The following is a 16,380-nucleotide window of genomic DNA, read 5'->3' on the forward strand; positions in this document are numbered from 1 at the left end:
AAATAGTTAGTACCGTGCTTTTCACCTAAAACCATGAGATAATCCCTTTGTAAAACTAAAAGTTTTTTAAAGGAGGATCTTATGGATAAGATCACACGTCAGGTCCGCATTGAACATTGGACCCAGATCATGAATGAATGTTTGAACAGCGGTATGAATAAAACTGAATGGTGCCGGGCTAATGGGATCTCAGACAAACAATTCTTTTACTGGCAAAGGATTCTCAGAAAAGAAGCTTTTGCTGCTTCGACATCAAAGGACCTTTCGGTTATCACAGACCCGGCAGATGAAACCAGCCCACAAAAGATTTCGTTCGCAGAGATCAGCATTCCAATAAAACAGGAGTCTGTCAGAAATGGACTCCATCCGGATATCATCCTCCGAAAAGGACCGGTCTCTGTAGAGATATCCAATTCCGTTTCAGCAGAACTCCTGTCACGTATCGGAGATATCTTTCATGCTGAATGATGCTTCCGGGTTCCGCAGGATCTATCTCGCTACCGGCTACACAGATCTGAGACGTGGTATGGAGGGGCTTGCATCCATTATCAAGTTCAATTTTCAGCTGGATCCGTATCAAAAAGATATTCTGTTCCTGTTCTGCGGAAGACGTACTGACCGCATCAAAGGGCTGGTCTGGGAAGGCGACGGCTTCCTGCTTCTATACAAAAGACTGGAGTTGGGTGCATTCAACTGGCCCCGCACAAAAGAAGAAGCATTGGAGATCACCCCAGAGCAGTACCAATATCTCATGCAGGGACTGGAAATTGTTGCACGCCATCCGATCCAGGAAGTCAGACCGGATAAGATCTTATAAGATCCTGTGCAAAACAGAGAAAATAAAAAAACATCTTCCAATCATCATAAGTCCCGAAAAAGAGTTATCCACTTTTCATAATTCCGCTGCCTTCATTTATTCAGGAGTACTTTCAGGCCCCTTTACAGGGCTTGTGGATAAGTACTCTGAAAAGCCCGAAAAACTAATAGTTTTTTGAGTTTTTCAGAGTATTCATCTATTAGTAAAAATGACGAATACCCTGTCTGCCTGATTCGCTTTTTCTTTATCTTTGCGTTACAATAGGAACATCAGATAAAGGAGAACGGCATCCATGGCAAAAGTATATACAGAAGAAGTGGACATTGAAAGAGTAAAAGTGGACATTAAGAGTGGAGAAGTGGACATTGAAAGCACAAAAGTGGACATTCGAAATAAATTACTTTCTTTCTCAGATACGATTTCAGAAAAAACAATAAATCATACAGTAGAAATATTTTCAAAATGTGGAAAAGAAAATTGTTTCGGAAGAACGATAGTTGAAGAAATTACTGGATTAAAGCCATCAAGAGCTTCCAAGTTAATAAAACTGTTGGTTGATAGTGAGGTAATCGTACCTGTAACAGGACATGGAAAAGGAAAATATCGGTTTCAATAAAAGTGAACATTGAAAGGGTGTTAATGCCATTCGCAAAAATGCCCAAAACAAATCGGCGTACTGATATATTACCAAATATGGTAGCAGTATTTAGAATAATTTTGTATTATAAAAGTGTTACAAAATATCGGCGTACCCGCCACACGTTTACAAAGTCAAACGGTCTGTACGCCATGTCTTAACCTTATGATTGCAGATATTAGCAACCTGTCAAAGGGTGTAAAAACTCAGTAACTATGCGGGTTCGCGTACTGTTAAAGCAGTGAAAAACGACACCGCATGTGGAGACGGTAGTACTGCTTTCCCACAAAAAGCCAGACGGACATATCAACGTAAAAGTTGAGTTTGGCGAGGGTGAGGGAAAAGTTCCACTTGATAATATTGCTAAAAGAGCAGAAAGCTATAAGCCCAAAGAACGAGTGACCTACAAAATGATAAAGGAGTACATAGAAGCTAAATACGGCTTCAAAGTACATACCGCATATATTGCAGAGGTAAAGAGAGATTTAGGCTTGCCGATGTACGATGCTCCTAATGCGGTAGAGAAATTGAAACAGCCGAGGAAGCATCCAACTCCAGAGAAGGTTGAAGCAATAAAGGATGCATTGAAGCATTTTGAAGTGATTTAATAATGATGAGCGTATCATTAAAATAGTGGTACGCTTTTCTTTAAAATATTTGGGAAGCAATATATAAGTGCTGAATATGCTTGAAAGGAGCATTCCTGTAATTCATTAAAAGCGCCAATTGAATAAAAAAGAACCTCAAGGTATGATTGAGTTGCATCTTGGCGGATGTAAACAAAACAATCAAGCACTGGAGGTTCCAAATGAATTATACACAGAATGAAAAGATTGAGCAAGTAACAGATTCAACAATGGTTGTCGGAGTTGATATAGGAAGCCAGATACATTATGCAAGAGCTTTTGATAACAGAGGACGCGAACTTACAAAACGTATTTTTTCTTTTCATAACGATCTGGAAGGGTTCAATTCTTTCAACCTTTGGGCAGAGACACTTAAGACTGAGAATAAAAAGACTGCAGTTCTGATCGGCTGCGAGCCAACAGGTCATTACTGGTTTGCGTTTGCGAAGTATGTAAATGATCATCAGAAAAGATTAGTAATGGTCAATCCATTCTCGGTTAAGAAGATCAAGGAACTTGATGATAACAGTCCAAAGAAAACAGATTCAAAAGATCCAAAAACAATCGCAAAACTAGTTGTGGATGGGAGATATTCAATCCCATACATGCCAGAAGGCATTTATGCCGAAATAAGAGACCTGGTATACAGCCGTGAGCCTATATGGATAATCTGAGGCATAAGTGTCGTGAAGAGCCGTATGCCTGAATTGGGCACGTACGGATCTGTGGGGGATATACCTAGTAATAGGTGTTTCTACCCGACAATTTAGGACTCGTCAGAGGATGGTGATCCTGGTAGACATGAGAGGTTAGTTACGAGAGGTCCTCACCCACTGCTTATTGCTTTTCGCAACCTCCACAGGGGAGTTACTTGATTCGGTTAAAATATATGTAAATTTTCCACCAAAATATTATTGACGTAAGAAAAACCACATGGTATTTTATTTTTGGAAAAAATGAAAATTATTTTAAAGGCAAACCTGTTGAAAGGCAGGGTCGCAAAGCCAGAAGGGACTAAAGTCAGAAAGCTTGACCATGTCAGCCGGTTGCCACTGTTTCCATATCATCATAATATATGGAAAAGATGTTTGAACAGGAGAGATTCCGATACCTTTTATACTATATAGATGTGTGATTTTAAAGAATATAGTAGGGACACTGGCAGATTTTGGCAGATGTCCTTTTTGTATGCAAAAATGGGTAACAAAACTAGCAGGGACAGGTTTTCTGTATACAGATAAAAGCAGGATGAAGAAGGCATAAGACGGAGAGAGGACTTTTATAAAATGAAAAATTATGAAGACAAAATATATTCCTTAGGTGAGACTGTAACGGGGCAGACACAGGCCATGTCACAGGCCGTACAGAAAACACTGGAAAATAATGGCGGGGTAGGTATAATGACAGGATCTTATGACCAAAACCTGTCTATTTTGTCTGTGGATAATCTGCTGTTGCATAGTACAGGATATACATTCGATACTTTCATGGAACAGACAAAAGGCTCATTGAGAAACTTCTTTTATGACGAGGAAGATATACTGGAGCGAGACCGTTTTTTGCAGCTTCACGGAACAGGGGAAGCACAGATCCTTGCAGCAGACGGTACAGTGAATAATGTACGGCTTTGTAAAGAGGATGCGACAGATGAGGCGGGCAGACAGATCTGGGTTATGTCCGTACAGGTCAACTGGGATCATATAAATTTGGCACTGCTCAATGAGGCTATCTGTTCCGGCTTCTGGTATTTTGACTGTGACGAAAACAGTGAGATTGTGAATGCAAACTGGAGTCATGAATTTCGAAAAATGCTTGGCTATCATGACACCCTGGACTTTCCGAATAAACTGGAATCCTGGTCAGATCTTCTGCATCCACAGGATAAAGAAAGAGTAATGGTGCAGCTTCAGGCGGCAATTAAGGATAAGACGAACCAGATAAAATACCAGGTAGAGTATCGTATGAGAATGAAGGATAATCAATACCAGTGGTTTCGGGCATCGGCAGAAGTAATACGCCGTCTGGATGGTTCTGCCAGCAGGATTGCCGGGATTTTTATTAACATTGATGGGGAGAAAAAAGAAATCATGCAGGCACAAAAATCTGCTGCTTTCCACCGGGCTTTTACGAAAGCAGATTTGTGCGAGTATTATGTGAATCTGGAAGCGAATACTTTTGATACCTTTAAGGTTGAACCGTCCCTGATGACCGTCTTTGAACAGAGTCATACGTGGGATGAATTGATCCGGCATTTTGTGGATTCCTATGTTGTGGAGACAGATAAGAAGGCGGTATCCTCTTTTTACGACCGTGGTTATATTGCAGAAAGGCTGAAGGGGCTGGAAACCGAATTGGCTTTAGAGTGCCGTATCACTCTGAATGGAGAAGAACGATGGGTCCGCAATGTGGTCATACGTGGCGAAATAGAGGATTCAGAATATGCCATGATCTTTCTGCGTGATATCACAGAGGCAAAGGTAGAGAGCACACGGCATCTGCAGATGGCAGCGGATAATGCTTCCATGGAGCAGCTGATCCAGAGCATAGTGCGTCTGGTTGACCGCTTTGTTGTCTGTGATCTGGAAAATGACAGATATGAATTCTACAATCTGAATGGACAGATGATATATAAACCTCTGGGATTTTATCATGATTTTCAGATGCAGGTTCTTGAAAAATATAAGACACTGGAACCATTGGAAGCTATAGATATCCTGATAGCCCCGGATAATATTCGGAAAAAACTGAAAAGTGAAAATGATATTTATAAGTTTGAGTATTGCAGCCTGGATGAAAAGACTTATAAAATCGCTTCTTATATTCCCTTGGAATGGAAGAATGGAAAGCTGGAAAAGGTATTGCTGGCATCCATGGATGTGACACAGGAGAAGAAAGCAGAGATTGAATCCCGTCAGGCACTGAAGGAGGCTTACCGGTCCGCAGAAAATGCAAATCGTGCGAAAACAGAATTCCTTTCCAATATGTCCCATGATATCCGGACACCAATGAATGCGATTGTGGGTCTGACAGCAATCGCAGGAGCAAATGTTGAGAGCCAGGACAGAGTCATTGAATGCCTCGGCAAGATCACAGAATCAAGCCGCCATCTGCTGGGGCTGATCAATGAAGTATTGGATATGGCACGTATTGAAAGTGGAAAAATGACACTGGCACAGGAAGATTTCAATCTGTCAGAGCTGGTAGATAATCTTATTACACTTACGAAACCGGTGCTTGATGAACATAAACATAATTTTGATATACACATCAATCATATTGAACATGAGGCTGTCTGTGGTGACAGCTTGAGAATTCAGCAGGTATTTGTGAATCTGATGAGTAATGCGATCAAGCATACACCGGATGGCGGGAATATTATTTTTTCCATAGAGGAAAAGCCAAATGGATTTTCAGAACTTGGATGCTATGAATTTACGATTGAGGATAATGGAATCGGTATGTCACCGGAATTCCAGAAAATCATGTTTGAGCCGTTCAGCCGCGCGGATGACCACCGGACAACCAGAGTCCAGGGAACTGGTCTGGGAATGGCAATCAGCAGAAATATTGTGAACCTGATGAATGGCACTATTAAAGTGGACAGTACCTTGCACAAGGGAACTAAAATCACAGTAACAATTTATCTGGAGCTTCAGGAAAAAGAAAAAGAACAGGACAGAGATCTGATGAATCTGCCGGTCCTGGTTGTGGATGATGATAGGACATGCTGTGAAAGTACAGTTGCAACATTAAAGGAAATCGGTATTATGGGTGAATGGGTTCTCTCTGGCAGGGAAGCGGTTGAGCGCTGTTATGCACGGCATGAGTTGAAAGATGATTACTTTGCTGTTATTTTAGACTGGAAGATGCCGGAGATGGATGGCATAGAAACTGCCAGACAGATCCGGAAACGGATAGGAAAAGAGATCCCCATCATTGTACTGACATCCTATGAATTCAGCGAAATTGAAGAAGAAGCAAAGGCTGCAGGTGTAGATGCTTTTATTGCAAAACCGCTGTTCCGTTCCCGGCTGACGGCAACACTGCGGCAGTTTACTTCAGGAAGAAAAGAAAAAACAGCAAGAAATTATCTGGAGAAGCTGTCAGAATCAGACTACACGGGAAAAAGGATTCTGCTGGTTGAGGATAATGAGTTGAACAGAGAAATTGCTGGTGAAATTTTGCAGATGACAGGTGCAAAAGTGGAAACGGCAGAAAATGGGAAAATTGCAGTTGAAAAAGTGGAAGCTTCTCCGGAAGGATTGTATGATCTTGTTTTTATGGATATCCAAATGCCTGTCATGAATGGTTATGAGGCAACTGCAGCAATCAGGAGCCTTCCGGGTGAAAAGGGAAAACTGCCTATTGTTGCCATGACTGCCAATGCTTTTGCAGAAGATGTACAGCTGGCCCAAAATACAGGCATGAATGGACATATCGCGAAACCGCTGGATATGAATAAGTTGAATGATGTTCTGGAAAGCTGGCTGTAACTGATTTTCATGTGATCACAAAGTATATTACTAGGAACAGAGTGAACAGTAACAGTAACTCAGGTGATGCTGCATAAATCCTCAAATACTCCTTGCAATAAAAAAATACAGCAATTATAATATAAATACAAAAGCCGGATGCGGAGGCTGACTTCTGAAAACAAAGAAAGGAAGTATAAAATGGCGAAAATTTTAATCAGTCCGTCCAAATATTTACAGGGTGCGGGAGAAATGAAGAATCTTGGAACTTATGCTGCAAAGAGCGGAAAAAAAGCGTTGGTTCTGATCAGTAAAGGCGGATATAAAAGAATCGGTAAAACGATCGAAGAGAGCTTTGCTGAGAGTACCTGTGAGGTGGTTTTTGATTATTTTAACGGAGAATGCTGTAACAGTGAGATTGATCGTCTGGTAAAGATCGTAAAAGATGAGCAGTGTGATCTTACCATTGGTATTGGTGGAGGAAAGATCTTTGATACAGCGAAGGCAGTTGCATACTATGCGGGAACACCGGTATTTATCTGTCCGACGATCGCATCTACAGATGCCCCTTGCAGTGCTTTGTCTGTTATTTATACAGAAGAAGGAGTTTTTGAAAAATATCTGTTTCTTCCGGCGAATCCGAATCTTGTTCTGATGGATACAGATATCATCACCAAATCGCCGGTTCGTCTTACTGTGGCTGGTATGGGAGATGCACTGGCAACATATTTTGAGGCAAGGGCATGCAAGAGAAGCGGAGCAACTTCCTGTGCAGGAGGTAAGACAACAGAGGCTGCCATGGCACTGGCTGAACTTTGCTTTAATACCTTGATGGATGAGGGCGTAAAAGCTAAGATAGCTCTGGAAGCAGGCGTATGCACACCGGCAGTTGAGAAAGTGATTGAGGCTAATACACTTCTTTCTGGAATTGGTTTTGAAAGTGCAGGACTTGCAGGTGCACATGCGATCCATAACGGATTTACTGTACTGGAAGAATGCCATCATATGTATCATGGAGAAAAAGTTGCATTCGGAACCATCACACAGCTGGTACTGGAGAATATTCCCCAGGAAGATCTGGAAGAGATCATCTTATGGTGCATTGAAGTAGGACTTCCTGTTACTCTGGCAGAGCTTGGAGCTGGGAAGGTAACGGATGAGCAGCTTATGGAAGTTGCCACAACTGCATGTGCGGAGAATGATACACTTCACAACATGCCATTTGAAGTTACACCGGAAACTGTATTTGCAGCAATCAAAGCGGCAGATGCATATGGAAGATATTACCTGGATGAGGAATAAACAGATAAAAAGTAAATAGCTGATATAAAAATTGCAATCTGCAGAAACAAGAGTTATCAAGTATTGTTATCCTGCAGGTTGCTTTTTTTTATGTATGGCTGTAATATAACAGAAAGATCAGTAAATATTGGAACAGAAAACATACGGAGGAATATTTGTGGCAAAAAAACGAAAACCCAAAATGGAGCTTCGATATTATAAGATGCCGGAGGGGAGCCCCATCCTTGCATTGCTTGGACAGAAGTGGGTTCAGAATTATGGGAACGATATCGATTATCTCCATTTTCATAATTATCTGGAAATCGGATTCTGCTATGAAGGACAGGGATTTATGATACTTGGAGAGGATAAGGTACAGTTTCATGACCGGGATTTTACGGTGATCCCATCCAATTATCCACATACCACAAACAGTGATATTGGAACTATCAGCCGCTGGGAGTATCTTTTTATTGATGTAGAAGGATTCCTGGATAAATTTATTAATAATTCGGTAAAAAAAGAAAAAATCGTTCAGCGGATCAACTCCAGATCACTTTTTCTGAATGAAAAAGAAAACCGATCCATGGCAGGTAAGATCCTTAAGATCCTGGATATCATGCGGGATGGAGAGGAATTTTATCTGGAAGAAGCTAAGGGAGTTTTGGCATCGCTTCTTGTGGAAATCGCAAGGATAAACCGGGATTCAAGCGAAGAACGTTGCAGCGAAGGCAGAGGAAAAGTCATGGATATGATCTCCAGGTTCCAGGATTATATTTCTGATCATTACATGGAGGATCTTCGTATTGACGAACTGGCAGAATACTGTCATATCAGTGAAACTCATTTGCGCCGGATATTTACGACTTATATGAAGATGAGCCCGCTGGAATACATTAATACGATCCGTATCCAGGCGGCCTGTGATTATCTGAAAAAAACAGATCAGCCAATTGCAGATATAGCACATAAGTGTGGTTTTATCACCAATTCCACATTTAACCGGAATTTTCGTCAGGTTACGGGAATGACACCTCTGGAGTGGAGAAAACGTCCGGAGAACTATGAACAGCAGCTTCTTAAGTTTGACATCCATTCAGAGGAAGGCTGGTAAAACAACAAAACCAGATCTGTGGATCTGTCACGACAGAATAGAAATATCAGACTGTATGCGGATCAGGCAGATAGAAAGAGGTAAGAAATGTACGATTACAGGATTGTGGAGCAGGTCTCCAGAAAAAAGAAACATATGTCAGGAGCTCTCAGAAAAGTAATGGTGATCTTTGCGGCAATTTTTGTACTGATGGGTATCACGATCTCTCAGGCATTCATGCTTCCGGGATTTCTTCTGGCGCTGCTTTACTTTGCTTATGACATATTCAGCCAGAGAGACTATGAATATACCATGGAAAACGGACAACTGACCATAGATGTGATCTATGGTAAAAAATATCGTAAAACAGCTCACGTGCTGAAGCTTGAGGAGATGGAAGTGACAGCACCTCACTATCATGAAAAAGTGGCAAAATATAAAAAGAATACCGGAACGGAGAAACTGAAAAAATACGATTATACCTCTTATGAAGATGATGTGCCTTACTATACCATGATCATTCAGGAAGATGGACGTAAAATAAAACTTCTTCTGGATCTGACAGAGGAAATGCTGCATACGATGAAAACGCAGTTTCCTGAAAGGGTTTATTTTGCATAATATGCAGAAATGTTTGTGAAATATGTATGAAAAACAACATAAAATTTTATGAAATAGAAACAAAAACCTTCTTTTTTGACAAAAAATGTTCGCACAATGTCAAAAAAGAAGGTTTTTTTGGGCATCCTGACGAATGTAAAAAGAAAAAATCCTCAAAGTGCATATTTTTTGTAAAAATATAGCTGGATAATAGTGCACAATCAATAAAATGGTTGAAATTGCACATTATATGAACAATTCTGCAAACTATAGAGGAAATACGGATGCTATAATCTATTCATAAGCAAACGGGAAATGCTTAATAAAGGAGGAAAAGTAAATGAAGAAAAAATTACTCGCAGTATTAATGACAGGTATCATGGCAATGTCTTTTGCTGCAACTACTACAGCAGTATATGCAAAAGGTGATGACGATAACACCCTGACTGTATGGGCATGGGATCAGAACTTCAACATCAAGGCTATGAATATTGCAGGTGAGCAGTATGCAAAGGATCACGAAGGATTCAAGGTTGATGTAGTTGAGACATCTTCTGATGACTGCCAGACCAAACTTACAACAGCAGCAAACGCCGGAGATTACAGCACACTTCCGGACATCGTTCTGATGCAGGACAACAGCTATCAGAAATATCTGAAGAGTTATCCGGATGCTTTTACAGATCTGAAGGATATGGATATCAACTGGGATGATTTCGGAAAACTGAAACAGTCCTACTCCATGGTAGATGACACACATTACGGAGTTCCGTTTGATAACGGTGCAACAATTGCCTGCTATCGTACAGATATCCTGGAAGAAGCAGGATATACCATTGATGATCTTACAGATATCACATGGAGCAAATTCATGGAGATCGGAAAAGACGTTCACGAAAAAACAGGTAAATATCTCCTTACAAGTGAAGCAACAGGTGGCGATACTCTGATGATGATGATCCAGTCCTGTGGAGCAAACTTCGTAAATGATGACGGAGAGGCTTATATCGTTGGCAACGATGTAGCAGAGAAATGCGTAGATCTTTATGTGGATCTTGTAAAGAACAATGTTGTTAAATTAGTAAATAACTGGGATGAGTACATCTCCACAATCACAGGCGGAGAGGCTGCCGGTATCGTTAACGGTAACTGGATCACAGCTACACTGATGGGAACAGAGGATCAGAAGGGTCTGTGGCAGATCACAACAATGCCGAAAGTTGACGGCGTTGATACAGCTACAAACTATGCAAACAATGGCGGATCTTCCTGGTACATTACATCCAACTGCAAGAATGTAGAGCTTGCTGAGGACTTCCTTGCAAGCACATTTGGTTCCAGCACAGACTTCTATGATGCAATCCTTCCGGAAACAGGTGCAATTTCCTGCTACCTGCCGGCTGGTGAGTCTGAGGTTTACAATGAGCCAAGCGAGTTCTTCAATAACCAGCCGATCTTCTCAACAATTGTAGAGTACTCTTCACACATTCCGGAATTTACAAAAACTCCGTACCACTATGAGGCAAGAGAGTGCATCAACACAGCTGTTGTTAATATTGTAAACGGCGCAGATAAAGAATCTGCACTTCAGGAAGCACAGGATACACTGGCATTCAAGATGACAGAGTAAAGCTGAAATATTAATGAAATACAGGGCAGGGGACTGCATGCAGTCCCTTGTCTTATGTAAAGGTTTAGATGTTTGAAAGGAGGAGTTCCTGTGAATTCCAAAAAAAGTGGCATGTCTCTGGTAGCGAAACAAAGAGCGGCCGGCTGGATCTTTCTGGCACCGGCAACCATTATGATCGCTGTCATGAGTTTTTATCCGATGATCCGCGCATTTATCATTTCTTTACAGACAGGTGCCGGAGCAAACATGAGGTTTGCGGATCCGATCTTCAGTAACTATAAACGTATTATGATGGATAAGGTATTCCAGCAGTCCATTGTCAATACATTTCTGTATCTTATTATCCAGGTGCCGATCATGCTGATCCTTGCGATCCTGCTCGCACAGCTTCTGAATAACAAAGATCTGAAATTCAAAGGATTTTTCCGTACATGCGTATTCCTTCCATGTGCGACATCTCTTGTATCTTATTCCCTGATCTTCCGTTCCATGTTTGCAACAGATGGCCTGATCAACAGTATCCTGATCAAACTTGGAATTTTAACAACCGGTTATAACTTCCTTGGAAACTCCACAAGTGCAAAGATTGTTATTATCATCGCGCTGATCTGGAGATGGACTGGATATAACATGGTATTTTATCTTGCAGGACTTCAGAATATCGAATATTCCGTATATGAGGCAGCAAAGATTGATGGAGCCAACGGCTGGAAGACTTTCTGGAAAATTACAGTACCGCTTCTGAAACCGACGATCATCATGACATTCATCATGTCTATTAATGGTACACTGCAGTTGTTCGATGAGTCTGTCAACCTGACAAAAGGCGGCCCGGCTAACTCAACCATCACAATGTCCCATTATGTTTATAATACATGCTTCATCAACGTGCCAAACTTCGGATATGCGGCAGCAATGTCATTTATCATATTTATCATGGTAGCGATCCTGGCCTTTATCAATTTGAAAGTAGGTGATACACGTGACTGAGAAAAAGAATAAATCCGCAATTCAGAGAAGATTGATCCCTACATATATTTTTCTGATCATCGTATCATTTATCTCTGTATTTCCACTGTACTGGATGATCTCTGCGGCAACCAATACATCCACAGATGTATCCAGAGGCCGTATCCTTCCGGGTACATATTTTATGCAGAACTTTAAAAACCTGACTGCACAGCAGCCGCTGTGGAGAGCTCTTGGAAACTCTCTGTTTTATGCAGTTCTTACTACAGTGATCTGCCTTCTGATCTGTTCTATCGCAGGTTATGGCTTTGAGGTATATCATGACAGATGGAAAGACAGACTGTTTTCCACCCTGCTTCTTGCAATGATGGTTCCGCAGGTTGCAACGATGGTTCCTTTATTTAAGATGTTTTCAAAAGCCGGACTCTTAAATACAGCGGTAGGTTTTATCCTTCCGATCATTTCCACACCATTTATGATCATGATGTTCCGTCAGAATGCCAGAGCATTTCCTATCGATATCATTGAGGCAGCACGGATTGACGGATTAAGTGAGGTAAGGATCTTTTTCCAGATGTTTATCCCGACTATGAAATCTACTTATGCGGCGGCAGCAGTTATCACATTTATGAATGCATGGAATTCCTATCTGTGGCCGAAGGTAATCATGACAGATAATAAGGCGATGACCATGCCGATGTTGATCGCCAATCTGATCACAGGATATGTAACGGATTACGGCATGCTGATGTGCGGCGTATTATTCTGTTCCATTCCGACTATGATCGTATTCTTCGTATTACAGAAACAGTTCGCAGAGGGTATTACTGGAGCTGTAAAATAATTTTAAAACAAAAAGGATGCTGCTGAAATCTTTAGGTATATTGTATAATATGCTTTAACTGGATCACGCAGCATTCTTTTTATACCAGATCAACTGTGGATCAGTTGCCTGGTATAAAGCTTCGTAGCGGAGCGGATGACTTTGTCCGCTTGATGCGAATAAATCATAAGGAGATAAAAAAATGGCAGAGCAGATCAGATACGGCCATTATCTGCACGGCGGCGATTACAACCCTGAGCAGTGGCTGGACAGACCGGATATTCTGAAAAAAGATATCGAATATTTCAAAAAAGCCCATATCAATACCGTTTCCATGGGAATGTTTTCCTGGGCAGTGCTGGAGCCGGAAGAGGGAAGATATAACCTTGACTGGCTGGAAGAAGTGATCGATAATCTGTATAAAGAAGGAATTTATACGATACTTTCCACACCATCCGGAGCAAGACCGAAATGGATGGCAGATAAATATGAAGAAGTTCTTCGCATGGATCCGGATCGCACAAGAAGATTTTTCGGTGGAAGACATAATCACTGTTATACTTCTCCAGTATACAGGGAAAAAGTCTACAATATTAATAAGAAGCTTTCTGAACGTTTCGGAAAACATCCCGCAGTGCTTTTGTGGCATATTTCCAATGAATATGGTGGAGAATGCCACTGTCCTCTGTGCCGGGAAAAATTCCGGGAATGGCTGAAAGAAAAATACGGGACCATCGAAAATTTAAATTCCAGCTGGTGCACAACATTTTGGAGCCATACCTATAACAGCTTTGATCAGATCGAAAGTCCTTCGCCAAAGGGGGAAAATGCTCTTCATGCACTTACCTTGGACTGGAAACGTTTTGTTACAGACAGGACTGTGGATTTTATGAAGCATGAGATTTCTGCGATCCGTGCAGGTGGTTCCGAGCTTCCGGCAACTGCCAATCTGATGTATGACTACAACGGACTGGACTATAAAAAATTTAAGGATGTTATGGATATTGCATCCTGGGATAATTATCCAAGCTGGCATAAAAAAGACAATTATACCACAGCGTTGGACGGAGCCATGCAGCATGATCTTATGCGAAGCATCAAGAAAGCACCGTTTCTTCTGATGGAATCCTGTCCCTCTGCGACCAACTGGAAGCCTATCAACAAGCTGAAAAAACCAGGAATACATCTGGCTGCCTCTCTGCAGGCAGTTGCTCATGGTTCAGACAGTGTTCTGTATTTCCAGCTTCGTCAGAGCCAGGGAGCCTCTGAGAAATTCCATGGTGCGGTGATCGATCACTACGGTGGGGATGATACTCGTATTTTCCGCGAAGTGACAGAGGTAGGAGAAGCGTTGGAGCAGATCCGGGAAACTGCTGGAAGCGTGACGAAGTCTCCGGTGGCTGTACTCTATGACCGGGAAAATGACTGGGCGCTGAAGGATGCGCAGGGACCTCGAAACGAGGATATGCATTATCAGGAAAATGTACTGAAACAGTATCGTGCTCTCCGAAGAAAAGGCTATAATACAGATATCATCAATATGGAACATGATCTGTCCCGGTACCGTTTGGTAACGGCACCGATGGCCTACATGTTTTATCATGGATATGCCGAAAAGCTTCGCGTTTTTGCAAAAAACGGTGGTACTCTGGTAATTTCCTACTGGTCCGGACTTGTAGATGAAACAGATAAATGCTATCTGGAGGGAACCCCTCACGGGCTGATGGAAGCAGCCGGTATCCGTGCGGAAGAGATCGATGCACTTTATGACTGGGAAGAAAACGTAGGTATCCCGGAAACAGGAAATCATCTCAGAATTACAGAAAGCTATACCTGCAAAAATCTCTGTGAACTTGCAGAGGTTTCCGGTGCGGAAGTGCTGCTGCGTTATGGAAAAGATTTCTATCAGGGGTATCCGGTGCTGACTCACAAGAAATATGGAAAAGGCCATGTTTACTATGTAGCGGCAGATATGGAAGCAGCCTTTTATGAGGATTTTCTGGGAAGGGCAGCAGAGGAAGCAGGCGTGAAGATGCCGCTTACATTTATACCGGAAGGTATTTCTGTGACAACCAGAGAAAATGAGGATACGGAATATCTGTTTATCCAGAACTTCGGAGAAAAGACAGAAACAGTTTCTGTCTCGGGGGATTACGAAGTTCTCTACGGATCAACAGATGAAAATATTGCTCCGCTTGCCACCAGGATTTTAAAGCGGAAAAAATAATCACAGTAAAAAACACAGCAAAAAGTATAAAGCATATTTGTTTTCGGACGGTATGCTTTTTACTGCTGTCTGGGAAAGAGAAGGTAAAATGGCAGGTACACCAAAAGAAGAGATAAAAAGAATAGCGGATCAGTTTGCATTTACCGGAGAACTGGTTTCCTGCGGCCCCTGCGGAAGCGGGCATATCAACGAAACCTATATGCTTAGATATCGGATCGGAGAGATGGGGTCCATTAAGGTGATCCTTCAGAAGATCAATCGGGAGATCTTTCAGAAACCGGAAGAACTGATGGAGAACATTGCCGGAGTCATCGGGCATCTGAAAAAGAAAGTTCTTCAGAAGGGAGGAGATCCGGAACGGGAGGTTCTGAATCTGATTCCGACAAAGGACGGGAAGGCATTCCTGACAGATGAAAACGGAGAATGCTGGAGAGCTTATATTTTTATTACCGATGCAGTAAGCTATGATCTGGCAGAAAAACCGGAGGATTTTTATGAAAGTGCAGTTGCATTTGGAAAATTCCAGGAAATGCTAGCAGATTACCCGGCAGAGACTCTGCATGAAACGATAAAGGATTTCCATGATACAAAGAAACGTTTTCAGACTTTGAAAAATGCCATAGAGAAGGACAGCCGCCATCGTGCTGCATCCGTAAAAGAAGAGATCGCATTTGCGTTTCAGCATGAGTATCTGGCAAATGTATTCGGTGAGCTGCTGGCAAAAGGTGAGGTGCCCCTTCGGGTAACGCACAACGATACGAAGCTGAATAACGTTATGATCGACTTGGAAACAGGAAGGGGAATCTGTGTAGTGGACCTGGACACGGTTATGCCGGGACTTGCCATGAATGATTTTGGAGATTCCATTCGTTTCGGGGCCAGCACTGCATTGGAGGATGAGAAAGATTTAAGCAAAGTTTCCTGTGATATGGAGCTCTATGAAATCTATGTAAAAGGCTTTCTGGAAAGCTGTGGAGATAAGCTCAGTGCAAAAGAGATCGAGATGCTTCCCATGGGAGCTAAGGTGATGACTTATGAATGTGGCATTCGCTTTCTTACCGATTATCTGGAAGGAGATCATTATTTTAAGATCGACCGGGAAGAACACAATCTGGACCGCTGCCGCACACAGTTTAAGCTGGTGGCTGATATGGAACAGAAATGGGATACTATGCAGACGATCGTGAAAAAATATCAGAAATAAA

13 protein-coding genes, 1 pseudogene and 1 riboswitch are annotated in these 16,380 nt (G+C 41.9%); all 14 genes and pseudogenes read left to right on the plus strand.

Annotation, left to right across the window (positions count from 1 at the left end; all coding sequences use genetic code 11):
- The first annotated feature begins 81 nt into the window (after nt 1-81).
- The 14 genes and pseudogenes from tnpA (at nt 82) to NCY57_RS01175 (ending at nt 16,379) form a co-directional block, all read left to right on the plus strand.
- Nucleotides 82-468 (plus strand): IS66 family insertion sequence element accessory protein TnpA, encoded by a 387-nt coding sequence (gene tnpA / locus NCY57_RS01110; protein ID WP_015524381.1) that lies wholly within the window; start codon nt 82-84, stop codon nt 466-468.
- Nucleotides 458-817 carry an IS66 family insertion sequence element accessory protein TnpB gene (gene tnpB, locus NCY57_RS01115; protein ID WP_015524382.1) on the plus strand — a complete coding sequence of 120 codons (360 nt, stop codon included), beginning with the start codon at nt 458-460 and terminating at the stop codon, nt 815-817. Before tnpA ends, tnpB begins: the two co-directional genes overlap by 11 nt.
- Nucleotides 818-1,109: 292 nt before the next feature.
- Entirely contained in the window at nt 1,110-1,433 is a 324-nt protein-coding gene (locus NCY57_RS01120; protein ID WP_015524383.1) for a hypothetical protein, read from the plus strand.
- A gap of 272 nt (nt 1,434-1,705) precedes the next feature.
- Nucleotides 1,706-2,062 (plus strand): annotated as a pseudogene (locus tag NCY57_RS01125) (23S rRNA (uracil-5-)-methyltransferase RumA); the annotation flags it as partial.
- A 200-nt stretch (nt 2,063-2,262) separates the two neighbouring features.
- Nucleotides 2,263-2,754, plus strand: coding sequence for an IS110 family transposase (locus NCY57_RS01130; protein ID WP_110925741.1), 492 nt, complete (start codon nt 2,263-2,265; stop codon nt 2,752-2,754).
- A gap of 289 nt (nt 2,755-3,043) precedes the next feature.
- Nucleotides 3,044-3,134, plus strand: a riboswitch (cyclic di-GMP riboswitch).
- Between the two features lie 232 nt (nt 3,135-3,366).
- Entirely contained in the window at nt 3,367-6,573 is a 3,207-nt protein-coding gene (locus NCY57_RS01135; protein ID WP_250789378.1) for a hybrid sensor histidine kinase/response regulator, read from the plus strand.
- A 180-nt stretch (nt 6,574-6,753) separates the two neighbouring features.
- Entirely contained in the window at nt 6,754-7,854 is a 1,101-nt protein-coding gene (locus NCY57_RS01140) for a glycerol dehydrogenase (RefSeq protein ID WP_044961632.1), read from the plus strand.
- Nucleotides 7,855-8,011: 157 nt separating this feature from the next.
- Nucleotides 8,012-8,947 carry a helix-turn-helix domain-containing protein gene (locus tag NCY57_RS01145; RefSeq protein WP_250789380.1) on the plus strand — a complete coding sequence of 312 codons (936 nt, stop codon included), beginning with the start codon at nt 8,012-8,014 and terminating at the stop codon, nt 8,945-8,947.
- A gap of 87 nt (nt 8,948-9,034) precedes the next feature.
- Nucleotides 9,035-9,547, plus strand: a complete 513-nt coding sequence (locus NCY57_RS01150; RefSeq protein ID WP_021651763.1) for a hypothetical protein — start codon at nt 9,035-9,037, stop codon at nt 9,545-9,547.
- 319 nt (nt 9,548-9,866) lie between these two features.
- On the plus strand, nt 9,867-11,156 hold the full coding sequence (locus NCY57_RS01155) for an ABC transporter substrate-binding protein (protein WP_015524390.1): 1,290 nt from the start codon (nt 9,867-9,869) through the stop codon (nt 11,154-11,156).
- Nucleotides 11,157-11,246: 90 nt separating this feature from the next.
- Nucleotides 11,247-12,146: a carbohydrate ABC transporter permease gene (locus NCY57_RS01160; protein ID WP_173739121.1), complete on the plus strand. Its 900-nt coding sequence runs from the start codon at nt 11,247-11,249 to the stop codon at nt 12,144-12,146.
- On the plus strand, nt 12,139-12,969 hold the full coding sequence (locus NCY57_RS01165) for a carbohydrate ABC transporter permease (RefSeq protein WP_021651760.1): 831 nt from the start codon (nt 12,139-12,141) through the stop codon (nt 12,967-12,969). The genes NCY57_RS01160 and NCY57_RS01165 overlap by 8 nt, the downstream gene beginning before the upstream one ends.
- 181 nt (nt 12,970-13,150) lie before the next feature.
- Nucleotides 13,151-15,175: a beta-galactosidase gene (locus NCY57_RS01170; protein WP_195274754.1), complete on the plus strand. Its 2,025-nt coding sequence runs from the start codon at nt 13,151-13,153 to the stop codon at nt 15,173-15,175.
- A gap of 88 nt (nt 15,176-15,263) precedes the next feature.
- Nucleotides 15,264-16,379, plus strand: coding sequence for a phosphotransferase enzyme family protein (locus NCY57_RS01175; RefSeq protein ID WP_250789382.1), 1,116 nt, complete (start codon nt 15,264-15,266; stop codon nt 16,377-16,379).
- Nucleotide 16,380 lies beyond the last annotated feature (1 nt).

This window comes from Blautia sp. MB18-30, assembly GCF_023669475.1.
GTDB lineage: Bacteria > Bacillota > Clostridia > Lachnospirales > Lachnospiraceae > Blautia_A > Blautia_A fusiformis.

Excerpts from the sequence above, each read along its gene's own strand:
- NCY57_RS01155 (WP_015524390.1), top strand. The coding sequence starts at position 9,867 with ATGAAGAAAAAATTACTCGCAGTATTAATGACAGGTATCATGGCAATG.
- tnpA (WP_015524381.1), top strand. The coding sequence starts at position 82 with ATGGATAAGATCACACGTCAGGTCCGCATTGAACATTGGACCCAGATC.
- NCY57_RS01120 (WP_015524383.1), top strand. The coding sequence starts at position 1,110 with ATGGCAAAAGTATATACAGAAGAAGTGGACATTGAAAGAGTAAAAGTG.
- NCY57_RS01135 (WP_250789378.1), top strand. The coding sequence starts at position 3,367 with ATGAAAAATTATGAAGACAAAATATATTCCTTAGGTGAGACTGTAACG.
- NCY57_RS01130 (WP_110925741.1), top strand. The coding sequence starts at position 2,263 with ATGAATTATACACAGAATGAAAAGATTGAGCAAGTAACAGATTCAACA.
- NCY57_RS01150 (WP_021651763.1), top strand. The coding sequence starts at position 9,035 with ATGTACGATTACAGGATTGTGGAGCAGGTCTCCAGAAAAAAGAAACAT.
- NCY57_RS01175 (WP_250789382.1), top strand. The coding sequence starts at position 15,264 with ATGGCAGGTACACCAAAAGAAGAGATAAAAAGAATAGCGGATCAGTTT.
- tnpB (WP_015524382.1), top strand. The coding sequence starts at position 458 with ATGCTGAATGATGCTTCCGGGTTCCGCAGGATCTATCTCGCTACCGGC.
- NCY57_RS01170 (WP_195274754.1), top strand. The coding sequence starts at position 13,151 with ATGGCAGAGCAGATCAGATACGGCCATTATCTGCACGGCGGCGATTAC.
- NCY57_RS01140 (WP_044961632.1), top strand. The coding sequence starts at position 6,754 with ATGGCGAAAATTTTAATCAGTCCGTCCAAATATTTACAGGGTGCGGGA.